This is a genomic window from Pseudomonas sp. HR96, assembly GCF_034059295.1.
Taxonomy (GTDB): Bacteria; Pseudomonadota; Gammaproteobacteria; order Pseudomonadales; family Pseudomonadaceae; genus Aquipseudomonas.
Window position 1 is genome coordinate 4,042,812 of record NZ_CP139141.1, and the last position, 22,810, is coordinate 4,065,621.

At 64.5% G+C, this 22,810-nt stretch carries 22 protein-coding genes; 7 read left to right on the plus strand and 15 right to left on the minus strand.

What is annotated here, in order from left to right; genetic code table 11:
- Position 1: 1 nt before the first annotated feature.
- From sigX to ppsA, 7 genes are all read right to left on the minus strand, one after another.
- Positions 2–568, minus strand: coding sequence for an RNA polymerase sigma factor SigX (sigX, locus tag SFA35_RS18070; protein WP_414058552.1), 567 nt, complete (start codon positions 566–568; stop codon positions 2–4).
- Between the two features lie 117 nt (positions 569–685).
- A complete protein-coding gene (locus SFA35_RS18075; protein WP_320571897.1) occupies positions 686–1,510 on the minus strand; it encodes a mechanosensitive ion channel family protein in 825 nt (274 codons plus the stop codon).
- Between the two features lies 1 nt (position 1,511).
- Positions 1,512–1,760, minus strand: a complete 249-nt coding sequence (locus SFA35_RS18080; protein ID WP_320571898.1) for a CrfX protein — start codon at positions 1,758–1,760, stop codon at positions 1,512–1,514.
- Between the two features lie 83 nt (positions 1,761–1,843).
- The gene (locus tag SFA35_RS18085; protein ID WP_320571899.1) at positions 1,844–2,839 is read right to left on the minus strand and encodes a zinc transporter ZntB; all 996 of its coding nucleotides are present in this window, start codon (positions 2,837–2,839) and stop codon (positions 1,844–1,846) included.
- 26 nt (positions 2,840–2,865) lie between these two features.
- Positions 2,866–3,357 carry a ribonuclease E activity regulator RraA gene (gene rraA / locus SFA35_RS18090; protein ID WP_320571900.1) on the minus strand — a complete coding sequence of 164 codons (492 nt, stop codon included), beginning with the start codon at positions 3,355–3,357 and terminating at the stop codon, positions 2,866–2,868.
- Positions 3,358–3,441: 84 nt separating this feature from the next.
- Positions 3,442–4,428 (minus strand): alpha/beta hydrolase, encoded by a 987-nt coding sequence (locus SFA35_RS18095; RefSeq protein ID WP_320571901.1) that lies wholly within the window; start codon positions 4,426–4,428, stop codon positions 3,442–3,444.
- A 104-nt stretch (positions 4,429–4,532) separates the two neighbouring features.
- Positions 4,533–6,908: a phosphoenolpyruvate synthase gene (ppsA, locus tag SFA35_RS18100; RefSeq protein ID WP_320571902.1), complete on the minus strand. Its 2,376-nt coding sequence runs from the start codon at positions 6,906–6,908 to the stop codon at positions 4,533–4,535.
- On the opposite strand from ppsA, the gene SFA35_RS26795 reads away from it, so the two are divergent.
- Entirely contained in the window at positions 6,855–7,040 is a 186-nt protein-coding gene (locus tag SFA35_RS26795) for a hypothetical protein (RefSeq protein WP_414058420.1), read from the plus strand. The two genes, ppsA and SFA35_RS26795, sit on opposite strands and share 54 nt — an antisense overlap.
- A gap of 38 nt (positions 7,041–7,078) precedes the next feature.
- Positions 7,079–7,897, plus strand: a complete 819-nt coding sequence (locus SFA35_RS18105; RefSeq protein ID WP_320571903.1) for a pyruvate, water dikinase regulatory protein — start codon at positions 7,079–7,081, stop codon at positions 7,895–7,897.
- 9 nt (positions 7,898–7,906) lie between these two features.
- Here the strand turns inward: SFA35_RS18105 and prpF are convergent, their stop codons facing one another.
- From prpF to SFA35_RS18130, 5 genes are all read right to left on the minus strand, one after another.
- A complete protein-coding gene (gene prpF, locus SFA35_RS18110; RefSeq protein WP_320571904.1) occupies positions 7,907–9,088 on the minus strand; it encodes a 2-methylaconitate cis-trans isomerase PrpF in 1,182 nt (393 codons plus the stop codon).
- A gap of 12 nt (positions 9,089–9,100) precedes the next feature.
- Positions 9,101–11,692, minus strand: coding sequence for a Fe/S-dependent 2-methylisocitrate dehydratase AcnD (acnD, locus tag SFA35_RS18115; protein WP_320571905.1), 2,592 nt, complete (start codon positions 11,690–11,692; stop codon positions 9,101–9,103).
- Between the two features lie 65 nt (positions 11,693–11,757).
- Positions 11,758–12,885: a 2-methylcitrate synthase gene (gene prpC / locus SFA35_RS18120; RefSeq protein WP_320571906.1), complete on the minus strand. Its 1,128-nt coding sequence runs from the start codon at positions 12,883–12,885 to the stop codon at positions 11,758–11,760.
- A gap of 83 nt (positions 12,886–12,968) precedes the next feature.
- Positions 12,969–13,859 (minus strand): methylisocitrate lyase, encoded by an 891-nt coding sequence (gene prpB, locus SFA35_RS18125; protein WP_320571907.1) that lies wholly within the window; start codon positions 13,857–13,859, stop codon positions 12,969–12,971.
- On the minus strand, positions 13,856–14,593 hold the full coding sequence (locus tag SFA35_RS18130; protein ID WP_320571908.1) for a GntR family transcriptional regulator: 738 nt from the start codon (positions 14,591–14,593) through the stop codon (positions 13,856–13,858). The genes prpB and SFA35_RS18130 overlap by 4 nt, the downstream gene beginning before the upstream one ends.
- Positions 14,594–14,804: 211 nt before the next feature.
- Here SFA35_RS18130 and SFA35_RS18135 point away from each other — a divergent pair, with 211 nt between their 5' ends.
- From SFA35_RS18135 to SFA35_RS18155, 5 genes are all read left to right on the plus strand, one after another.
- On the plus strand, positions 14,805–15,347 hold the full coding sequence (locus tag SFA35_RS18135) for an ATP-dependent zinc protease (protein WP_320571909.1): 543 nt from the start codon (positions 14,805–14,807) through the stop codon (positions 15,345–15,347).
- 5 nt (positions 15,348–15,352) lie between these two features.
- Positions 15,353–16,885, plus strand: a complete 1,533-nt coding sequence (locus SFA35_RS18140; protein ID WP_320571910.1) for an inactive transglutaminase family protein — start codon at positions 15,353–15,355, stop codon at positions 16,883–16,885.
- Positions 16,885–17,880 carry an alpha-L-glutamate ligase-like protein gene (locus tag SFA35_RS18145; RefSeq protein WP_320571911.1) on the plus strand — a complete coding sequence of 332 codons (996 nt, stop codon included), beginning with the start codon at positions 16,885–16,887 and terminating at the stop codon, positions 17,878–17,880. Before SFA35_RS18140 ends, SFA35_RS18145 begins: the two co-directional genes overlap by 1 nt.
- Positions 17,877–19,241, plus strand: a complete 1,365-nt coding sequence (pabB, locus tag SFA35_RS18150; RefSeq protein ID WP_320571912.1) for an aminodeoxychorismate synthase component I — start codon at positions 17,877–17,879, stop codon at positions 19,239–19,241. The genes SFA35_RS18145 and pabB overlap by 4 nt, the downstream gene beginning before the upstream one ends.
- An 89-nt stretch (positions 19,242–19,330) precedes the next feature.
- Positions 19,331–20,065 (plus strand): phosphoadenylyl-sulfate reductase, encoded by a 735-nt coding sequence (locus SFA35_RS18155; protein ID WP_320571913.1) that lies wholly within the window; start codon positions 19,331–19,333, stop codon positions 20,063–20,065.
- A 52-nt stretch (positions 20,066–20,117) separates the two neighbouring features.
- On the opposite strand, the gene cysB is transcribed toward SFA35_RS18155, so the two are convergent.
- From cysB to SFA35_RS18170, 3 genes are all read right to left on the minus strand, one after another.
- A complete protein-coding gene (gene cysB, locus SFA35_RS18160; RefSeq protein WP_320571914.1) occupies positions 20,118–21,092 on the minus strand; it encodes an HTH-type transcriptional regulator CysB in 975 nt (324 codons plus the stop codon).
- Between the two features lie 118 nt (positions 21,093–21,210).
- Positions 21,211–21,711 carry a universal stress protein gene (locus SFA35_RS18165; protein WP_320571915.1) on the minus strand — a complete coding sequence of 167 codons (501 nt, stop codon included), beginning with the start codon at positions 21,709–21,711 and terminating at the stop codon, positions 21,211–21,213.
- An 88-nt stretch (positions 21,712–21,799) separates the two neighbouring features.
- Positions 21,800–22,711, minus strand: a complete 912-nt coding sequence (locus SFA35_RS18170; protein WP_320571916.1) for a 5'-nucleotidase — start codon at positions 22,709–22,711, stop codon at positions 21,800–21,802.
- Positions 22,712–22,810: the final 99 nt, after the last annotated feature.

The following is a 22,810-nucleotide window of genomic DNA, read 5'->3' on the forward strand; positions in this document are numbered from 1 at the left end:
ACTAAGTTTCGGCCACGCCTGCAAATTTCTCACGAAGTTTGTCCAGAGCACGCTTGTACCGCATTTTGGTTGCGCTCAGACCCATGTGCATGATATCGGCGATCTCCTGGAATTCCAGCTCAGCGACGAAGCGCAGCACCAGAATCTCCCGATCGATCGGGTTGACATACACAAGCCAGCGGTCCAGCCCACCTCGCTCTTCCGGCTTGGGCGCCTTTTCTTCGGAGGCCTCCTCGAGCGGATCGAGACTCAAGGCATCCATCAGGCGGCGCTTGCGCCGTTCCTTGCGGTACTGCGTGATGCATTCGTTATAGGTGATGCTGTAGAGCCAGGTCTTGAATTTCGATTTACCCTCGAAATTCTTCAGACCATAGAGCACCTTCAACATCACTTCCTGACAGACATCGTCAGCGTCCCGATCGTTCCCCAGGTAACGCGCACAAACGTTGAACAGGGTGCGCTGGTAGCGGCGCATGAGCTCCTCGTACGCCCGCGTCACATGGAACAGCTCCTCGTGCGAACGCGCCACCAGCTCCTCATCGGTCAGCTCGCGGGGGTCGTAACGCACGGGGGGCGAATAAACTTTATTCAAAACAGGTCCGGCCGGAGTCGAGTCAGTGTCCGCTGCAGCCCGAATCACAACCGGGCTTTTTTGCGGCGGCGTACATTAGCAGAATTTCTCCGCTCAGCGGCTACTGACACGCTGCTCGAGAAGGATCCGATTGGACAGCGACACCAGCTCGCCGTCGTCGGTCAGCAACGTCGTCTTGACCGTGCCGATTTCCTCGATCTGCCCTTCGACCTCTCCAATACGCACCTGCTGGCCCACCTGGAACAGCTCTCTGACATAAATGCCGGCGATGATCTGCCCGGCAATTTCGCGACTGCCCAGCCCCATGGCCAGCGCAATCGCCAGACCGACGGTAATCAAGGCAATCACGATCACGTGGTTCAGCAGGTCGGTCTTGACCTCCAACTGACTGATGGCCACGGAAATACTGATGATGATGACCAGCCACTGGGCGACCCGCCCAAGGCCTGCCGAATAATCCAGCCCTACCCCTTCGGCGGCGCCACGCACCAGGCCGTTGGCCAACTGCGCCAGCAGCACGCCGACCAGCAGCACCAGCGCCGCACCGAACACCTTGGGCAGGTACAGCGCCAACATGTCGAGCGTTGCCGAGACACGTTGCAGGCCCAGCGATTCAGCCGCCGAAACCAGAAATATCAACAGCACGAACCAGTAGACGATCTTGCCGATCACCGTGGAAATCGGTACCTGGATGCCGCCACGGCCGAGCAGCTTGGTCAGGCCGGTACCCGCCATCAGGCGATCCAGGCCAACCTTGGCCAACAGCTTGGACAGCAATGTATCGAGCAGCTTGGCCACGACGAAGCCCAACAGGACCACCACCAGCGCGCCAAACAGGTTGGGGATGAAATTGGCCACTTTGGTCCAAAGGGCGGTCATTGCCGCGACCAGGCTCTGGGTCCAGAGGTCAAGTTGCATATCAATCAGCCTTGTCGGTTCGAGTCGATTGCCCGCGCACACGGCGCGACACGGGGGCCAGGTGGGGGCTGCCCTGGTTGACGGCGATCATCGCCGCCTGGCCCCAGCGACCCAGTAGACCGAACAGCACGCCGGCACCGACCTGGCGATTGGCGGTCTTGAGCACTCGGCCCAGGCACGCATCGTCATCGCGGCTCGAGGACGACGCGTTGAGCATGTCTCGCAAGGATTCTTCAAAAGGGTCGTGCATCTTCACCTCACCTGATTCCACACAAAGACGTGGCCCATACCGGGCAGGTCACATGCGCAGTCGACAATGAACAACCTTTCATGTCAAACCCAACGCAGGCGGCGGAACATCCACCACTGGGCCAGCGCCACTGCCACCATCACCGCGCAGGCGATCCAGAAACCGTGGGGGTTGCTGGCGCCCGGCAGGCCGCCGACGTTGATGCCCAGCAGGCCGGTGAGAAAGCTCATCGGCAGGAAGATCCCGGTGATGATGCCGAAGCGGTACATGGTGCGGTTCATGCGTTCGTTCAGGCGCCGGTCTTCAGCCTCCAACACCAGGCCGACGCGTTCGCGGGTCAGCTCCAGTTCCTCGAGGTAGCGGGTCAGGCTGTTGTTCAGCTCGTTCCAGTAATCGGGGTCGTCGTCGCAGAACCATGGCTGGCGGTTGCGCGCCAGCTGGGCGTAGATTTCCCGCTGCGGCGCCAGAAAGCGCCGCAGCCCGGCCGCCCGCCGACGAATCTGCAGGATGCTGCCATGCTCGGGGGTGTAGTGCTCGTCGGCGTCGACCTTTTCTTCTTCGCCGTCGACGATCTCGCCGAGGTCGCTGACCAGAGCCTGGACCTTTTCGGTCAGAGCCTGGGCCAGGTAGAGGATCAGCTCCGACGCGCTCCTGGGCCCGCGCCCTTCGCGGAACATGCCCAGCAGGTCGTCGGTGGCGCGCAGCGAGCGCAGGCGCAACGAGATGACCCGTTGCGCCTCGGCGAAGATGCGCACCGAGACCATGTCCTCGGGCTCGGCGCCGGGGTTCAGATTGACCCCGCGCAGGAACAGCAGCAATTGCGCGTCGGGCAAGGTCACCAAGCGTGGCCTCGTGTTCTCTTCCAACAGCAGGTCGCAGGAGAACTCGTTGAGGCCACTGGCCTGGCGCAGCCAGATTTGGGTCTGCGGGTGGCTGCGATCCCAATGCAGCCACAGGCTCTCGCCAGGCTGCACCTTGAGGTGGTCGAGCTCGGATCGGGCCAGATTACGCGCACCGCCTTTACCATCCAGCAACAGGGCAATCACCAGCCCCCACTGCGCGTTTTCTTCCTCGAACATTCAATCCCCGCCAGTCAGTCGAAATATCACTCAGGCATGGTCAGCGCGCTGGGCGAGACAATGATGCCGTTATTGTCGGCATAGACATACTCCCCAGGATTAAAGGTCACTCCGGCAAAGGTAACTTTTACGTTAAGGTCGCCGATGCCGCGCTTGTCGGTCTTCAATGGATGGCTGGCCAGCGCCTGCACCCCTACGTCGGTCTGCGCCAGAACATCGACGTCGCGCACGCAGCCGTAGATCACCAGACCCTCCCAGTGGTTGCGCGCGGCCTTCTCGGCGAGCATGTCGCCCAGCAGTGCCCGGCGCAGGGAGCCGCCACCGTCCACTACCAGCACCTTGCCGGTGCCGTCGAGCTCGACCTGCTCTCTTACCAGCGAGTTGTCCTCGTGGCACTTGATGGTGACGATCTGCCCGCCGAAGGAATCGCGGCCGCCGAAATTGCTGAACATCGGCTCGAGCACCTGAAGCTGGTCAGGGTAGGCATCGCACAAATCGGGGGTGCTGTAATGCTGCATGGGCTGCTCCTGTCGAAGAAAGGCTTGCGGATTTGACCAATGGCCTGGCCGTGCCAATTTATATGACCGAAGACAGCAATAAAGTCACGCTTCGGCCAGTTCCAGCGGTGTTTCGGCCGCCGATTGCACGTGCTGGCGATTCAGCCAGCGCCCGACCAAGGGCCACACTTCGGTTTGCGCCGCCTTGCTGACCAGCATCTCGACGTGACCGAAGTCTTCAGTGAAGCCGTGCTTTCGCCCCAGCACCAGCGATTCGCGGGTTTGTGAGCCAAATTGTTCATACAATTCGTGACAGGCCCACACCGGTGCCTGGCGATCGCCTTCAGCGGCGACCACCCACAGGGGTAGATCGACCTGGCCGAGGCCGGCCAGCCAATCGTTGCCCTTCTCGCCAAAGCGACCAAACAGTCCTTGCCAGCGCAACGCTTCCAGGGCGATGCCCACCGGCTCGTCCTCCGGGCCACGCTTGAGACGGCTGCCGGACAAGTGCTCGAAGCGCTTGAGCAACGTTTGCACACCCCATTGCACGGGCGGAATGCGCAGCGGCCAGTGGCGACGACTGACATGGCTGCCGAACAAGGCCACCGAGGCGGCCACCTCGGCCTGCAGATAGCCACCGCCCAGTGCGGCGGCCAGGCTGATGCCGCCCAGGGAATGGCCGATCCAGTGCGCCGGGTGGCCGCTCTGCTCGCGCACGAAGGCACCGATCACCGGCAGGTCGTAGCGCGCATAGTCGGCGACGCGGTTGCGGCGGTAGTCGATGTTGCGCGGCGACACGCCGTGGCCGCGCATCTCCGGTATCCACACGTCAAAGCCCGCCCGCGCCAGCCAGGCGCCGAGGCCCGCGCCCTTGGGCGAAAACCAGAAGCGCCGGTTGGCGAAGCTGCCGTGCAGGAGAATCACCGGGATGCCCCGTGCCGAGTGATCGGCCAGACCCAGGCGGGTCACCGCCAGTTCGACACTGGCATCGGGACTGTTGGCGGCCTTGATGCGATAGACATCTTCGCTGAGGTCGCCGCGCCGCTCGGCACTGAGCAACGCGACAGGAAACAGGGAGCTACTGCTTTGCATAGGTTCCAGGATCAGTTGATGAGATGCGAAACACCACCACAGGCGCACGGAGCCCGCGATGGGTACCACCCCGATCACGGGCTCCGTGCGCCTACGCTTTCACATCATACCGCACCTTGGCCTTGCGCCAGGAAGAACCAGGTTTCGAGCACCGAATCAGGGTTGAGCGACACACTCTCGATGCCCTGCTCCATCAGCCATTTGGCCAGGTCCGGGTGGTCCGATGGGCCCTGGCCGCAGATGCCGATGTACTTGCCGGCCTTGTTGCAGGCCTGGATGGCATTGGCCAGCAGCTTTTTCACCGCCGGGTTTCGCTCGTCGAACAAGTGGGCGATGATCCCCGAGTCGCGGTCCAGGCCGAGGGTCAGTTGAGTCAGGTCGTTGGAGCCGATCGAGAAGCCGTCGAAGAATTCGAGGAACTCCTCGGCGAGAATCGCGTTGGACGGCAGCTCGCACATCATGATCACCCGCAGACCGTTCTCGCCACGGGCCAGGCCGTTGGCTGCGAGCAGGTCGACCACTTGCGACGCCTCGCCCAGGGTGCGCACGAACGGCACCATGATCTCGACGTTGGTCAGGCCCATCTCGTTGCGCACGCGCTTGAGCGCCCGGCATTCAAGCTCGAAGCAGTCGCGGAACGATTCGCTGATGTAGCGCGAGGCGCCACGGAAGCCCAGCATCGGGTTCTCTTCTTCCGGCTCGTAGAGCTTGCCGCCGATCAGGTTGGCGTATTCGTTGGACTTGAAGTCCGACAGGCGCACGATGACCTTTTTCGGGGTGAAGGCCGCCGCCAGGGTGCTGATGCCTTCCACCAGCTTGTCGACGTAGAAGCCTACCGGGTCATCGTAGCCAGCGATGCGCTTGTCGACGCTGTCCTTGATCTCGGCAGGCAGGTTGGCGTAGTTGAGCAGCGCCTTGGGGTGCACGCCGATCATGCGGTTGATGATGAACTCCAGCCGCGCCAGGCCGACGCCGGCGTTGGGCAGCTGGGCGAAGTCGAAGGCGCGGTCGGGGTTGCCGACGTTCATCATGATCTTGAACGGCAGGTCGGGCATGGCGTCGACCGAGTTCTGCTTGATGTCGAAGCCCAGCTCACCCTCGAAGATGTAGCCGGTATCGCCCTCGGCGCAGGACACGGTGACGCCCTGCCCGTCGACCAGCAGCTGGGTGGCGTTGCCGCAACCGACCACCGCCGGAATGCCCAGCTCGCGGGCGATGATCGCCGCGTGGCAGGTGCGCCCGCCGCGGTTGGTGACGATGGCACTGGCGCGCTTCATCACCGGCTCCCAGTCCGGGTCGGTCATGTCGGAAACCAGCACGTCGCCGGGTTGCACCTTGTCCATCTCGGACACGTCGTGAATGATGCGCACCTTGCCGGCGCCGATGCGCTGGCCGATGGCACGGCCTTCGACCAGCACCTTGCCTTTTTCCTTGAGCAGGTAGCGCTCCATGACGTTGGCATTGCTGCGGCTCTTCACCGTCTCCGGGCGCGCCTGGACGATGTACAGTTTGCCGTCGTCACCGTCCTTGGCCCACTCGATGTCCATTGGCGCCTGGTAGTGTTTCTCGATGATCAAGGCCTGCTTGGCCAACTCGCTGACCTCGGCGTCGGTCAGGCAGAATCGCGCGCGTTCGGCGGCGTCGACGTCGACGGTTTTCACCGAGCGACCGGCCTTGGCCTCGTCGCCGTAGATCATCTTGATCGCCTTGCTGCCCAGGTTGCGCCGCAGGATGGCCGGGCGACCGGCTTGCAGGGTGCCCTTGTGGACGTAGAACTCGTCAGGATTGACCGCGCCCTGCACCACGGTTTCACCCAGGCCGTAGGCGCCGGTGATGAACACCACGTCACGGAAACCCGACTCGGTGTCGAGGGTGAACATCACCCCGGCGGTGCCGGTTTCGGAACGCACCATGCGCTGCACGCCGGCCGACAGCGCCACCAGCTTGTGGTCGAAGCCCTGGTGCACGCGGTAGGAAATGGCGCGGTCGTTGAACAGCGAGGCAAAGACTTCCTTGGCCGCACGGATGACGTTGTCGACCCCACGGATGTTCAGGAAGGTTTCCTGCTGGCCGGCGAACGAGGCGTCGGGCAGGTCTTCGGCGGTGGCCGAAGAGCGCACCGCCACGGCGATGTCCGGGTTGCCCCGGGACAATTCGGCAAAGTGCGTGCGGATCTCGTTGTTCAGCTGTTCGGGAAATTCGGCGTCCATGATCCATTGACGGATCTGCGCGCCGGTTCTGGCCAGGGCATTGACGTCATCGACATCCAGCGCATCGAGTGCGGCGTGGATCTGGTCGTTGAGACCACTCTGTTCGAGAAAATCACGGTAGGCCTGTGCCGTGGTGGCGAAACCACCCGGCACCGATACGCCGGCGCCCGCCAGGTTGCTGATCATCTCGCCCAGGGATGCGTTCTTGCCCCCCACGTGCTCCACATCGTGGACGCCGAGCTTGTCGAGGGAAACTACGTACTCTACCAAGGTGATCTCTCCACTGACTGTTATTGGAATAGCTCGAGAACATCTGGTGCCGAATCGGCGTTTATGGCCGCAGGTCGCAAATTGGGCGAGAATGATCGGGCATCCCGTCCCCGTGTATCGGGGCCATCATAGCCCAACCCTCGCCCCCTCGCTCAAGGCCCGGAAAGCAAATGAAACGATCCGCGTTCTTCATCTCCGACGGCACCGGCATCACTGCCGAAACCCTGGGCCAAAGCCTGCTAGCGCAGTTCGAAAACATTACCTTCAACAAGTTCACGCGCCCCTACATCGACAGCATCGACAAGGCGCGCACCATGGTCCAGCAGATCAACCTGGCGGCGGAGCGCGACGGCGTGCGGCCGATCATTTTCGATACCATCGTCAATCAGGACATCCGCGAGATCCTCGCCACCTCCAACGGCTTCATGATCGACATCTTTTCCACCTTTCTATCGCCGCTGGAGCTGGAGCTCAACGCCCACTCGTCCTACTCGGTGGGCAAGTCCCATTCGATCGCGCACAACTCCAACTACATGGAGCGCATCGAAGCGGTCAACTTCGCCCTCGACAACGATGACGGCGCACGCACCCATTACTACGACAAGGCTGACCTGATCCTGGTCGGCGTGTCACGCTGCGGCAAGACCCCGACCTGCCTGTACATGGCCATGCAATTCGGCATCCGCGCCGCCAACTACCCGCTGACCGAAGACGACATGGAACGCCTGCAATTGCCGCCGGCCCTGCGTGCGCACCAGCAGAAGCTGTTCGGCCTGACCATCGACCCCGATCGCCTGACTGCCATCCGCCACGAGCGCAAGCCCAACAGCCGCTATTCGAGCTACGCCCAGTGCGAGTTCGAGGTGCGCGAGGTGGAGGGCCTGTTTCGCCGGGAAAACATCCCGCACATCAACTCCACGCATTTTTCCGTGGAAGAGATCTCGGCGAAAATCCTCGTCGAGAAAGGCGTGGAGCGGCGCTTCAAGTAGCCGGCCGTCTCAGCCCGGCACGCGCACCCAGCCCTCCATCAACACTCGCGCACTGCGGCTCATGATGGCCTTGACCACCTGCCATTCACCCGCCTGCTTATTCGCCTGGGCGCCCACTCGCAGCGTTCCGGACGGATGCCCGAAGCGCACCGAACCGCGTTCGCCACCGCCGGCGGCGAGGTTGACCAGCGTGCCGGGGATGGCTGCCGCCGTGCCGATGGCCACGGCGGCGGTGCCCATCATGGCGTGGTGCAGCTTGCCCATGGACATCGCCCGTACCAGCACATCGATGTCCTCGGCGGCCACCGGCTTGCCGCTGGACGAGCGATAGGCCGCCGGCGGCGCGACAATGGCCACTTTGGGCGTGTGCTGGCGAGTGGCGGCCTGCCCCAGCTCGGTGATCAGGCCCATGCGCAGGGCGCCGTAGGCGCGGATGCTCTCGAAGCGGCGCAGCGCTTCGGGGTCGCCGTTGATCTCGCCCTGCAGTTCGGTGCCGCTGTAGCCCAGGTCCCGGGCGTTGATGAAAATGGTCGGGATGCCGGCATTGATCAGCGTCGCGGCGAAGCTGCCGACCCCAGGCACTTCAAGCTCGTCCACCAGGTTGCCGGTGGGAAACATCGCCCCGCCGCCACCCTCCTCCTCGGCGGCCGGGTCGAGAAACTCCAGCTGCACTTCAGCGGCCGCGAAGGTCACGCCGTCGAGCTCGAAGTCGCCGGTCTCCTGCACCACACCGTCGGTGATCGGCACATGGGCGATGATGGTCTTGCCGATATTGGCCTGCCACACCCGCACGGTGGCCATGCCGTCCCGGGGAATGCGCTGCGGGTCGATCAGGCCGCTGCTGATGGCGAACGGCCCGACCGCGGCGGAGAGGTTGCCGCAGTTGCCGCTCCAGTCGACGAAAGGCTTGTCGATCGACACCTGGCCAAACAGGTAGTCGACGTCGTGGTCGGCCCGCGTGCTCTTGCTCAGGATCACCGTCTTGCTGGTGCTGGAGGTCGCCCCGCCCATGCCGTCGATCTGCTTTTCGTAGGGGTCGGGGCTGCCGATCACCCGCAGCAATAGCGCATCACGAGCGGCGCCGGGCACCTGGGCCGCCGGCGGCAGGTCCTGCAGTTTGAAGAACACGCCTTTACTGGTGCCGCCGCGCATGTAGGTGGCGGGGATCCTGATTTGTGCTGCTTTGCTCATGGGGCATGCTCCTCAGGCGGTCGCCGATTCCAGGAAGTCCTGGGCAAAACGCTGCAACACGCCGCCCGCCTCGTAGATCGACAACTCCTCGCCGGTGTCCAGGCGGCAGGTGACTGGCACCTCGAGCCGCTCGCCATCGCGGCGGTGGATCACCAGGGTCAGGGTACTGCGCGGGATGCGCTCGCCGATCACATCGAAGGTTTCCGTGCCGTCGATGCCCAGGGTCTTGCGGTTGGTGCCCGGCAGGAACTCCAGGGGCAATACGCCCATGCCCACCAGGTTGGTGCGATGGATGCGCTCGAAACCCTCGGCGACGATCGCCTCGACCCCGGCCAGGCGCACGCCCTTGGCCGCCCAGTCGCGCGAGGAGCCCTGGCCGTAGTCGGCGCCGGCGATGATGATCAAGGGCTGCTTGCGCTGCATGTAGGTTTCAATGGCCTCCCACATGCGCATCACCTGGCCCTCAGGCTCGACCCGGGCCAGCGAGCCTTGCTTGACCTTGCCGTCCTGCTGGACCATCTCGTTGAACAGCTTGGGGTTGGCGAAGGTGGCGCGCTGCGCGGTCAGGTGGTCACCGCGATGGGTGGCGTAGGAGTTGAAGTCCTCTTCGGGCAGGCCCATTTTCGCCAGGTACTCGCCCGCCGCGCTGTCGAGCATGATGGCGTTGGACGGCGACAGGTGGTCGGTGGTGATGTTGTCCGGCAGCACCGCCAGCGGGCGCATGCCCTGGAGTGGCCGCGCTCCCGCCAGCGCGCCTTCCCAGTAGGGCGGTCGGCGAATGTAGGTACTCTGCGGCCGCCACTCGTACAGCGGCGCCACCTTGGGGCCGGTGTCTTCGTGCACGGCGAACATGGGAATGTAGACCTGGCGGAACTGTTCGGGCTTGACCGAGGACTTGACCACGGCGTCGACCTCTTCGTCGCTGGGCCAGATGTCCTTGAGGCGGATCTCGTTGCCCTGGGCGTCCAGGCCAAGCACGTCCTTCTCGATGTCGAAGCGGATGGTGCCGGCGATGGCGTACGCCACCACCAGCGGCGGCGAGGCGAGAAACGCCTGCTTGGCATATGGGTGGATGCGCCCGTCGAAGTTGCGGTTGCCCGAGAGCACCGCAGTGGCATACAGGTCGCGGTCGATGATCTCCTGCTGGATGGCCGGGTCCAGGGCGCCGGACATGCCGTTGCAGGTGGTGCAGGCAAAGGCCACCACGCCAAAACCGAGCTGCTCCAGCTCGTCGGTCAAGCCAGCTTCGTCGAGGTACAGGGCCACCGTCTTCGACCCTGGGGCCAGGGAGGACTTGACCCATGGCTTGCGGGTCAGGCCAAGGCGATTGGCATTGCGCGCCAGCAGTCCGGCGGCGATGACGTTGCGCGGGTTGCTGGTGTTGGTGCAACTGGTGATGGCGGCGATGATCACCGCGCCGTCGGGCATCTGCCCCGGCACCGAGTCCCAGTGCCCGGCGATGCCCTTGGCGGCGAGCTCCGAGGTGGCCAGCCGCGCGTGCGGGTTGCTCGGCCCGGCCATGTTGCGCACCACCTGGGACAGGTCGAAGTGCAGCTCGCGTTCGTACTGCACTTCGGCGAGGCTGTCGGCCCAGAGGCCGGTCAGCCGCGCGTAGTTCTCCACCAGCTGCACCTGCTGGTCTTCGCGGCCGGTCAGCTTGAGGTAGTCGATGGTCTGCTGGTCGATGAAGAACATCGCTGCGGTGGCGCCGTATTCCGGGGCCATGTTGGAGATCGTCGCACGATCACCGAGGGTCAGCCCGGCCGCGCCCTCGCCGAAGAATTCGAGGTAGGCGCCGACCACTTTCTGCTGGCGCAGGAACTGGGTCAGGGCCAGGACCATGTCGGTGGCGGTGATACCCGCTTGCAGGCGGCCACTCAGGTGCACGCCGATGATGTCCGGCAGGCGCATCCAGGAAGCGCGGCCAAGCATGACGCTCTCCGCTTCCAGGCCGCCGACGCCGATGGCGATCACGCCCAGGGCGTCGATATGCGGGGTGTGGCTGTCGGTGCCGACGCAGGTATCGGGGAAGGCCACGCCGTCACGCACCTGGATCACCGGGGACATTTTCTCCAGGTTGATCTGGTGCATGATGCCGTTGCCGGGCGGGATCACATCGACGTTCTTGAAGGCCTTCCTGGTCCAGTCGATGAAGTGGAAACGGTCTTCGTTGCGGCGATCCTCGATAGCGCGGTTCTTCTTGAAGGCGTGCGGGTCGAAACCGGCACTCTCGACGGCCAGCGAATGGTCGACGATCAGTTGGGTCGGCACCACCGGGTTGACCTGCGCCGGGTCGCCGCCTTGCAGGGCGATGGCGTCGCGCAGGCCGGCCAGGTCCACCAGCGCGGTCTGGCCAAGGATGTCATGGCACACCACGCGCGCCGGGTACCAGGGAAAGTCGAGGTCGCGGCGGCGCTCGACCAGTTGCAGCAGCGAGGCGTCGAGGCTGGCCGGGTCGCAGCGGCGCACCAGGTTCTCGGCCAGCACCCGCGAGGTGTAGGGCAGCCGGGCATAGGCGCCGGGCTGCAGGCGGTCGACCGCAGCGCGAGCGTCATAATAGTCCAGCGGGGTTCCAGGCAGATTCTTGCGGTTCTCGGTGTTCATGGTGGCTGCTCGTCACGGTCGGCTCAGGTAACCCCGGGGCCTGCGGCTGGCCGCAGGCCCGGGGCTCAGCGTTGTTCGATTGGCACGAACTTGCGCTGCTCGACGCCGATGTACTCGGCGCTGGGGCGGATGATGCGGTTGTTGGCGCGCTGCTCGAACACGTGGGCAGCCCAGCCGGCCACGCGCGAGCAGACGAAGATGGGCGTGAACAACGGCGTCGGGATGCCCATGAAGTGGTAGGCCGAAGCGTGATAGAAGTCGGCGTTGGGGAACAGCTTCTTCTGCTCCCACATGGTCTTGTCGATGGCTTCGGAAACCGGGTACAGCACAGTGTCACCGACTTCGTCGGCCAGCTTTTTCGACCAGCCCTTGATCACCTCGTTGCGCGGGTCGCTGTCCTTATAGATGGCGTGGCCGAAGCCCATGATCTTGTCCTTGCGCGCGAGCATGGCCAGGGTGCCCTCGGTGGCTTGCTCGGCCGAGGCGAACTTCTCGATCATCGCCATCGCCGCCTCGTTGGCGCCGCCGTGCAGCGGGCCGCGCAGCGAGCCGATGGCGGCGGTGATGCAGGAATACAGGTCCGACAGAGTCGAGGCGCAGACCCGTGCGGTGAAGGTCGAAGCATTGAATTCGTGCTCGGCGTAGAGGATCAGCGACACGTCCATGACCTTGCGGTGCAGTTCGCTGGGCGCCTTGCCGTGCAACAGGTGCAGGAAATGGCCGCCGATGGAGGCTTCGCTGCTGTTGCAGTCGATGCGCACGCCGTCGTGGGCAAAGCGGTACCAGTAGCACATGATCGCCGGAAAGGCCGCCAGCAGGCGGTCGGTGACGTCGTTCTGCTGCGAGAAGTCGGTCTCGGGCTCCAGGTTGCCGAGAAAGGAAGTGCCGGTGCGCATCACGTCCATCGGGTGGGCGTCGGCGGGGATGCGCTCGAGCACTTCCTTGAGCGCTGGCGGCAGATCGCGCAGCTGGCCCAGCCTGGCCAGGTAGCCGTCCAATTCGCGCTGGTCGGGCAGATTGCCATAAAGCAGCAGGTAGGCCACCTCCTCGAAGCGCGCGTGAGCTGCCAGTTCACGTACATCGTAGCCGCGGTAGGTCAGGCCGGCACCGGCCTGGCCCACTGTGGACAAGGCCGTCTGCCCGGCCACCTGGCCCCGCAGTCCGGCGCCGCTCAATACTTTTGCTTCGGCCATGGTTTTTCTCCATTTGAATTTATTATCGGTTTTGCCTCGGGGTGCACTTGTGCCAGCGGGCCCAGCCCGCTGGCACGGCCACATCACCCGCGCTTGTGCGCGAACAACGCATCGAGCTTCTGCTCGAACGCGTGGTAGTCGATGGCGTCGTACAGCTCCATGCGAGTCTGCATGGTGTCGATGACATTCTGCTGCGTGCCATCGCGGCGGATCGCGCCGTAGACGTTTTCAGCCGCCTTGTTCATCGCTCGGAACGCCGACAGCGGGTACAGCACCAAGCCCACCTCGGCACTGCGCAGCTGTTCGACGGTAAACAGCGGCGTGGCGCCGAATTCGGTGATGTTGGCGAGGATCGGCGCCTTGACCCGCTGGGCGAACAATCGGTACATCTCAAGCTCAGTGATCGCCTCGGGAAAGACCATGTCGGCGCCGGCCTCGATGCACGCCGCCGCGCGGTCCAGGGCTGACTCCAGGCCTTCCACCGCCAACGCGTCGGTGCGCGCCATGATCACGAAGCCGTCGTCGGTGCGGGCATCCACTGCCGCCTTGATGCGGTCGACCATTTCCTGCTGGGTGACGATTTCCTTGTTGGGCCGATGGCCGCAGCGCTTGGCGCCCACCTGGTCCTCGATATGGATGGCCGCCGCGCCGAACTTGATCATCGAACGCACGGTGCGCGCCACATTGAACGCCGAGGAACCGAAACCGGTGTCCACATCCACCAGCAAGGGCAGGTCGCAGACGTCGGTGATCCGCCGCACGTCGGTGAGCACGTCATCGAGCCCGGTGATGCCCAGGTCCGGTATGCCGAGGGAGCCCGCCGCCACCCCGCCACCGGACAGGTAGATCGCCTTGAAGCCGGCGCGCTTGGCCAGCAGGGCATGGTTGGCGTTGATCGTCCCCACCACCTGCAAGGGTTGCTCGCTGGCGACCGCATCGCGAAAGCGCTGGCCCGCGCTGTTGTTCGAATTCATGACTCACCTCGTGGTTGCTGGTTGGCAGGGGTGACGCCGCCCTGCTGATTGCGCTCGATGCTGCGCTCGATGTTGCGCCGGGAGGCGCCAATGTGCCGGCGCATCAGCAGCTCGGCCAGTTCACCGTCGCGGTCGGCGATCGCGTCGAGAATGCGGTGGTGCTCGGCAAAGGCCTGGCGCGGGCGATTGGGGGTGGTGGAAAACTGGATGCGGTACATGCGCACCAGTTGGTACAGCTCGCCGCAGAGCATTTGGGTCAGGGTGCCGTTGCCGCTACCTTGAATGATGCGGTAGTGAAAATCGAAATCACCCTCCTGCTGGTAATAGCCCAGCCCGGCCTGAAAGGCGGCATCGCGCTCATGGGTATCGAGCACCTGGCGCAGTTCGTCGATCTGCGCCTGGCTCATGCGCTCGGCGGCCAACCGGCACGCCATGCCTTCGAGGGATTCGCGTATTTCGTATAGTTCGATCAGCTCGGCCTGGCTCAGCGACACCACCCGCGCGCCGACATGGGGCACGCGCACCAGCAGGCGCTGGCCCTCCAGGCGATGGATGGCCTCGCGCAACGGCCCGCGACTGATGCCATAGACCCGGGCCAGCTCCGGCTCGGAGATCTTGCTGCCGGGGGCAATCTCACCTTTGACGATGGCGGCCTGGATACGACGGAAGACGTTCTCCGATAATGTTTCAGAATCTTCCAAAGCCGGCGCAATGGATTCAGCCATATCAGCCATATTGTCGACACCTTGCCAAACTTGAACCCTGAAAATAGTCAATTCCAAGGTAATCGTCAATGACACGCCATAAACTGTCGACAATCGATGGTTTTTCGTCGCTCATCGTGTGGCCCAGAGTCTGCTGGCGCCGGCCCACCGGCACGCTTAAACTGCGCGCCGCTTCGACCGCAAGGGCGAGCAGCCCTCGTTCGCGCCTGGCCAGGACATCATGAAACTTACCGCCTACCTATCCGCGCTGGTTTTCAGCACCCTGCCCGTCCTCGGCCTTGCCGCCGACCGCACGGTCTACGGCCTCACCGAGCGGGTGCAGTTGCCCGAGCTCGGCGTGCAACTGGCGGCCAAGCTCGACACCGGGGCCGAGACCGCTTCGCTCAGTGCCCGCGACATCCAGCGCTTCAAGCGCGACGGCCAGTCCTGGGTGCGCTTCGTGGTGGCCGGCAGCCCAGAGGGCAACCCGCCGATCGAGCGCCCGCTGCTGCGCACCAGCCAGATCAAGCGCCGGGCCGGCGACTGTGCCTGCGACACCGACAGCAGCCAGACCCGCACCTCACGGCCGGTGGTGGAACTGCGCTTATGCCTGGGTCGGACCCTGCGCATGGTGCCGGTCAACCTCACCGACCGCAGCGCCTTCCAGTACCCCCTGCTGCTCGGGGCGCAGGCCCTGAAAGATTTTGCCGCGATCGTCGACCCCAGCCTGGCCGACACGGCGGGCGCCCCCGCCTGTGCCGCCGACGCCCTGCCGGCCGGGTGACAGGAATGCGCGACCTGACCACCCATCTGAGGGTGCTGATCATTACCCTGGTCGCCCTTGGCCTGGCGATCATCGCCTATCAGGCGCTGCTGCTCGGTATCCCGCTGCGCGAGGACGACACCGACGACCTGTGGAACATCGACGCCAAGGTGACCTTTGTCGCCAACCCGCGCGAGGGGGTCAAGGTGCAGATGTTCGTGCCACCGGTGCCCCGTGGCTACGTGAGCCTCAACGAAAGCTTCATCGCCAACGGCTACGGTGTCAGCGTCAACCGGGTCGACGCCAACCGCATGGTCACCTGGTCGGCGCGCCGGGTCAGCGGCGAGCAGACGCTCTACTACCGGCTGGTGCTGACCCGGCGCTACAGCGACAACGCGGCCGAGCCCAAGGGCCCGGTGTTTCGCGACAGCCTGCCGCTCGATGGCGCGGAAAAGGTCGCGGCCATGGCCCTGGTCGGGCCGATTCGCCAGCACTCGGCGGACGTCGCAACCTTCGTCGGCGAGACCATCAAGCGGGTCAACAATGCCAATGACGACAACGTCAAACTGCTGCTGGCCGGCGACGCCTCGGTGGCGAACCGGGCGCGGGTGATCGACCTGCTGCTGTCCGTCGCCCATGTACCCCTGGAAAAGGTCCACACCCTGCGTTTGGCGGCCGACCACGCACAAACCCCGGAACTCTGGCTGCGTACCTACAATGGACGCGACTGGCTGTACTTCGACCCCGAGACCGGCGCCCAGGGCCTGCCCGCCGACCGCCTGCTCTGGTGGATCGGCGACGACAATCTGATCAGCGTCGAGGGTGGCCGTAAACCGTTGGTCACCTTCAGCATGAGCAACAGCGAAATGAATGCCCTGCGCCTGGCCCGGCTCACCGACGCCAACAGCGACGGCGACCTGCTGGCCTATTCGCTGTACAACCTGCCGCTGCAGACCCAGCAGACCTTCACTATCCTGCTGATGATTCCGGTGGGGGTGCTGGTCATTCTGGTCCTGCGCAACCTTGTGGGCCTGCAGACCCTGGGGACCTTCACTCCGGTGCTGATCGCCCTGGCGTTCCGCGAGATGCACCTGGGCTTCGGCGTACTGCTGTTCGGTGTGATCACCGCGCTGGGCCTGGGGCTGCGTTCCTATCTGGAGCACCTCAAGCTGCAGATGCTGCCGCGCCTGTCGGTGGTGCTGACGTTCGTCGTGGTGCTGATCGCGGTCTTGAGCCTGCTCGGGCACAAGCTGGGCCTGGAGCAGGGCTTGTCGGTGGCCTTGTTCCCCATGGTGATCCTGACCATGACCATCGAGCGCCTGTCCATCACCTGGGAGGAGCGCGGCGCTCGCCATGCGCTGCAGGTGGCGCTGGGCACCTTGCTGGCGGCGGCCCTGGCGCACCTGCTGATGAGCGTGCCGCCATTGATGTATTTCGTATTCACCTTCCCGGCGGTGTTGCTGGTATTGGTCGGCTTCATGTTGGCGATGGGGCGTTATCGCGGCTATCGCCTGAGCGAACTGCTGCGCTTCAAGGCCGCGCTCAAGGAGGGTTTCTGATGCTTGGCCTGGTCAGGACCTGGCAGGCGTTGCAGGCCAAGGGGATCATGGGCATCAACCGGCGCAACGCCGATTACGTGCTCAAGTACAACCCGCGCCACCTCTACCCTGTAGTGGACGACAAGATCATCACCAAACAGCGCGCCATCGCCGCAGGCATCCAGGTACCGCAGCTGTACGGCGTGATCGCCAGCGAAAAAGCCATCGGCCAGCTGGCGCAGATCACCGAGGCGCACCGCGACTTCGTCATCAAGCCTGCCCAGGGCGCCGGTGGCGACGGCATTCTGGTCATCGCCGACCGCTTCGAAGGCGGCCGCTACCGCAGCGCCGCCGGGCGCATCCTGACCCGCCAGGATCTCGAGTATCAACTGTCGAACATCCTGACCGGCATGTACTCGCTGGGCGGGCATCGCGATCGCGCGCTGATCGAATACCGGGTCAAGCCCGACCCGGTGTTCCAGCGCATCAGCCACGAAGGCGTGCCGGACATCCGCATCATCGTGCTGCTGGGTTACCCGTTGATGGCCATGCTGCGCCTGCCGACCCGGCAATCGGACGGCAAGGCCAACCTGCACCAGGGCGCCATCGGCGTGGGCGTGGACCTGGCCAGCGGCCTGACCTTGCACGGCAGCTGGCTGAACAGCAGAATCAGCCACCACCCCGACACCGACCAACCGGTCAGCGGCGTGCAGCTGCCCGACTGGGACCGCTTCATGCACCTGGCCGCCGGTTGCCACGAGCTGTGCGGGCTGGGCTACATTGGGGTCGACCTGGTGCTGGACGAGCAGCAGGGCCCGCTGATTCTGGAGCTCAACGCCCGCCCCGGCCTGAACATCCAATTGGCCAACCACTGCGGCCTCAACCACCGCGCCCAGCTGATCGAGGCCCGCGTCGCCGAATGCGCCGCCGCCGCGCGCAGCGAAACGGCCGCCGAACGGGTAGCCTTCGTGCAACGTTGTTTTCATTCCGATTTCGGTCACACTGCCAGCCCATGAACACCACTGCCGTCTGCACCCTGTATCCACTGCCCTACCAGGCCGACCCTGGCCACTACTTCGCAGCCATCCGCCAGCAACCTGGCGCGGTGCTGCTCGACAGCGCCCGCCCGTTGGCCGACCGCGGGCGCTTCGACCTGCTCAGCGCCTGGCCGCTGGCCCAACTCGAAGCACGCGCGCAGGAAAGCGGCGAAGGGTTCTTCCAGCGTTTGCGCGACAGCCTGGCGCAACTGGGTCCCGCGCAATTGCCCGAGGGCTGCGAGCTGCCCTTTGCCGGCGGCCTGATCGGCTACCTGAGCTATGACTTCGGTCGCCGCCTCGAGGCGCTGCCCGGCAATGCCGGCAACGCCGTCGATGACCTCGACTGGCCCGACGCGCGGCTGGGGGTGTATGCCTGGGCGTTGATCAGCGACCATCAGTTGCGCACCAGCCAGCTGGTGTTTCACCCAAGCCTCGCGCCCCGCGAGCGCGAGCGGCTGGTAACCTGGTTCAGCGCACCGCAGCAGTTGGCCTGCGGTCCCTTTCGACTGCTGCGGCCGATGGCCGGCGATTGGTCGCCCGAGCAGTACCGCGCCGCCTTCGAGCGGGTGCAGCAATACATCGCCGCCGGCGATTGCTATCAGGTCAACCTCACCCAGCGCTTTCGCGCGCCCTGCAGCGGCGACCCCTGGACCGCCTACCAGGCCCTGCGCCAGGCCTGCTCTACGCCGTTTTCCGGCTACCAGCAATGGCCGGATGGCAGCGCCCTGCTGAGCCTGTCGCCGGAGCGTTTCGTCCAGGTCAACGAGGGCCAGGTGGAGACGCGGCCGATCAAAGGCACCCGCGAGCGCGGCGCCACGCCCGCCGAGGACGCTGCCAACGCCGCGCAACTGCTGGCCAGCCCCAAGGATCGCGCCGAGAACCTGATGATCGTCGACCTGCTGCGCAACGATCTGGGCCGCAGCTGCCGGGTCGGCTCGGTGCGGGTGCCGCAGCTGTTCACCCTGGAGAGCTACCCCAATGTGCACCACATGGTCAGCAGCATTACCGGGGAGCTGGCGCCGGGCAAGGACTGCCTCGACCTGCTCGGCGGCAGCTTTCCCGGTGGCTCGATCACCGGCGCGCCAAAGATCCGCGCCATGCAGATCATCGACGAGATCGAGCCGGGGCGCCGGGCGCTGTACTGCGGCTCATTGATGTACCTGGATGTGTGCGGGCGCATGGACAGCTCGATCGCCATCCGCAGCCTGCTGATCAAGGACGGCCAGGTCAGCTGCTGGGGCGGCGGCGGCATCGTTGCCGATTCCGACTGGCAGGCCGAATATGCCGAGTCGGTGTTCAAGGTGCGGGTACTGTTGCAGACCCTGGCTGCGCTGCAGTGAGCCGGCGGCCACGCAACCCAGGGGGAATTTGCTAATATCGGCGGTCTAGAGCGCCAAGCGCCATTCGAGAGAAACCAGGAAGCCGCCTGATGAGCCAAACCCTAGACGTCGCCGCCCTCGCCGCGACCTACGCCAACAAATCCCCGCAGGACATCCTGAAGCTGGCTTTCGAGCATTTCGGCGACGACCTGTGGATCTCTTTCAGCGGCGCCGAGGACGTGGTGCTGGTGGACATGGCCTGGAAGCTCAACAAACAGGTCAAGGTGTTCAGCCTCGACACCGGTCGCCTGCACCCGGAAACCTATCGCTTCATCGAGCAGGTGCGCGAGCAGTATCAGCTGCCGATCGAGATCCTTTCCCCGGAACGTGAGCCGCTCGAAGCACTGACGCGGGAAAAAGGCCTGTTCAGCTTCTACCGCGACGGCCACGGTGAATGCTGCGGCGTGCGCAAGATCGCCCCGCTGCGCCGCAAACTGTCGGGCGTCAGCGCCTGGGCCACCGGCCAGCGCCGCGACCAGAGCCCAAGCACCCGCAGCGAAGTGGCCGCGCTGGAAATCGACAGCGCGTTCTCCACCGCCGAGCGCCCGCTGTACAAGTTCAACCCACTGGCGCAGATGACCAGCAGTGAAGTCTGGGCCTACATCCGCATGCTCGAACTGCCGTTCAACCCGCTGCACGAGCGCGGCTTCATCAGCATCGGCTGCGAGCCTTGTACCCGCCCGGTGCTGCCGAACCAGCACGAGCGCGAAGGCCGCTGGTGGTGGGAAGAAGCCACGCAGAAGGAATGCGGGCTGCACGCAGGAAATATCATCAGCAAGGCGTGAAACGTAAAAAAACGGGGGCTAGCCAGCCCCCGTTTTTTTTTGGCGCGGCCGATCAATGCACCGGCAGTTCCACACCATCGAACAGCTCTTCGAGCTCTTGCTTGTTGTGGCACTGAATGGCCTTGGCCATCACTTCGCGCGTCAGGTGCGGGGCGAACTTCTCGATGAAGTCGCACATGAAGCCGCGCAGGAAGGTACCGCGACGAAAGCCGATCTTGGTGATGCTGGCTTCGAACAGATGATCGGCGTCGATCACCACCAGGTCGCTGTCCAGCTTGGTATCCACCGCCATGCGGGCCACGATGCCCACGCCCAGACCCAGGCGGACATAGGTCTTGATCACGTCGGCGTCGGCGGCGGTGAACACCACCTTGGGCTCCAGGCCGCGACGGCTGAAGGCCTCGTCGAGCTTGGAGCGGCCGGTGAAACCGAACACGTAGGTGACGATCGGGTATTCGGCCAGGGTTTCCAGGGTCAGCTTGGGCAGTTTGGTCAGCGGATGGCCCTGCGGCACCACCACGCAGCGGTTCCAGCGGTAGCACGGCATCATGATCAGGTCGCCGAACAGCTCCAGCGCCTCGGTGGCGATAGCGAAGTCCACGGTGCCGTCGGCAGCCATCTCGGCGATCTGCATCGGCGAGCCCTGGTGCATGTGCAAGGCCACGTCCGGGTACTGCTTGATGAAATTGCTGATCACCGGCGGCAGCGCGTAACGGGCCTGGGTGTGGGTGGTGGCGATGGACAGCGTGCCCTTCTTCTCGTTGGAGAACTCCTGGGCGATCTGCTTGATGCTCTCGACCTTGCGCAGGATCTCGCCGGCGGTGTTGATGATGCGCTCGCCCGCCGGGGTGACGCGGGTCAGGTGCTTGCCGCTGCGGGCGAAGACCTCGACCCCCAGCTCGTCCTCGAGCAGGCGGATCTGCTTGCTGATGCCGGGCTGCGAGGTGTACAGGCTCTGCGCGGTCGCCGACACGTTGAGGTCGTGGTGCGCCACTTCCCAGATGTAGCGCAGTTGTTGAAGCTTCATAGGGTTCCCTCAAGGCAGGTAGACCGCGCGGTTGGTGTCGAGCGGTGATATAACTATATTAAAGGTGCCTTACGGAAATCTAGAACTTTTTAATTAATTGTGTCGTACTCGCAACGCCTCAGGTCTTGCGCCGCCCCGGCTGCTGGGACAAGGGCACCATGTACACCGGTACCGGCGACATCTGCAACACCCGGGCGGCCGTGCGCCCGAGCGGGATATCCATGTCGCCCCGGTGGCTATGGCTGCCGAGGATCAGCAGGTCGACGGCCAGGCTCTGCGCCTGATCGAGAATCACCGTACCGGGGTCGCCCTGGCGCACCCGCACCGCACTGATCAGCGACAGGTCCGGGTTACCGTCGCCCAGCTCCTGACGAAAGGTGTCGAACACGCGGTTCTCGATGGTGGCCATGACGGTACTGAGCCCCTGCTGGTGCAGTGCACTGAGCGTAGGCTCGTCCAGGTAGCTTTCCAGTACCGACTGGGCGAATTGGCCCATGGGCTCGACGGCGTGAATCACGTACAGATTGGCCTTGAAGGTGCGCGCCATGGACAGCGCGTGTTGCAGCACCAGCGGGGCATACAGACCCAGGTCAGTGGCATACAGCATCGAACGGATCATATGATCTCCTCGACTGCCCGAACGGCAGAGCTGAAATCAGCTTAGCAGCGCCCGCCGGGGCTCGCTGCCCGGGGCTTTTCAGGCTGTTTCAGGGCTTGATCTCGTTGCTGATGCCGTGGGGCACATGACCGGTGGCGACGAACTCCATTGCCAGCTCGCAGTGCCCGGCCTGGTCATCGAAAAACACATCGGCGGCGAAGGCCTCGAGAAACGCCGACTTGCGCAGTCCGCCAAGAAACAGCGACTCGTCCAGACGAATATCCCATTCGCGCAGCGTGCGGATCACCCGCTCATGGGCCGGCGCCGAGCGCGCCGTCACCAGCGCAGTGCGGATCGGGCACTGCCCCTCGGCGAACTCGCGCTGCAACACATTGAGCGCAGCCAGAAACGGCTTGAACGGCCCGCCCGGCAGCGGTTGGTGCGCCGCCTCGCGCTCGTTGGCCTGGAAGGCCGCCAGCCCGCCGGCCTGGTAGACCCGCTCCGACTCGTCGGAAAACAACACGGCGTCGCCGTCGAAGGCGATCCGCAGCTCGTTGCCGGCCTCGCGCCGCGCCCCGCCGGAAAGGATGGTGGCCGCGGCGAACCCGGCCTCCAGGGCATTGCGCACATCCTCGGCGTGGGTCGACAGAAACAGATGGCAACCAAACGCCGCCAGGTAAGGATAAGGGCTGCGCCCACCGACGAAGGCCGCCCGGGAAATGGCCAGGCCATGATGCTCGATCGAGTTGAACACCCGCAGGCCGGTGTCGGCGCTGTTGCGCGAGATCAGCACCACTTCCACCCGCTCATGCCCCAGAGTGGCGTTGAGCGCCAACAGCTTCTCCACCAGGCGGAAAGCGTCGCCAGGCTCGAGAATCTCGTCTTCGTGCTCGATCTGGTATTGGCGGTAGGCCTCGACACCCTCGTTCAGGTAAACCCTGTGGCTGTCGCCCAGGTCGAACAAGGCTCGCGACGAAATGGCCACCACGAGTTTTTCCTGCGGTCTGCTCTTGTCCTGCACGATTTCGCTCCTGGGCACCGGTTGAGTGGCTAACGGTATCATCTGGCGACAGCAAGCGAGCGCTTTGCGGTTGTCGCCGGGGGGCGTTCGCGCTAAGGT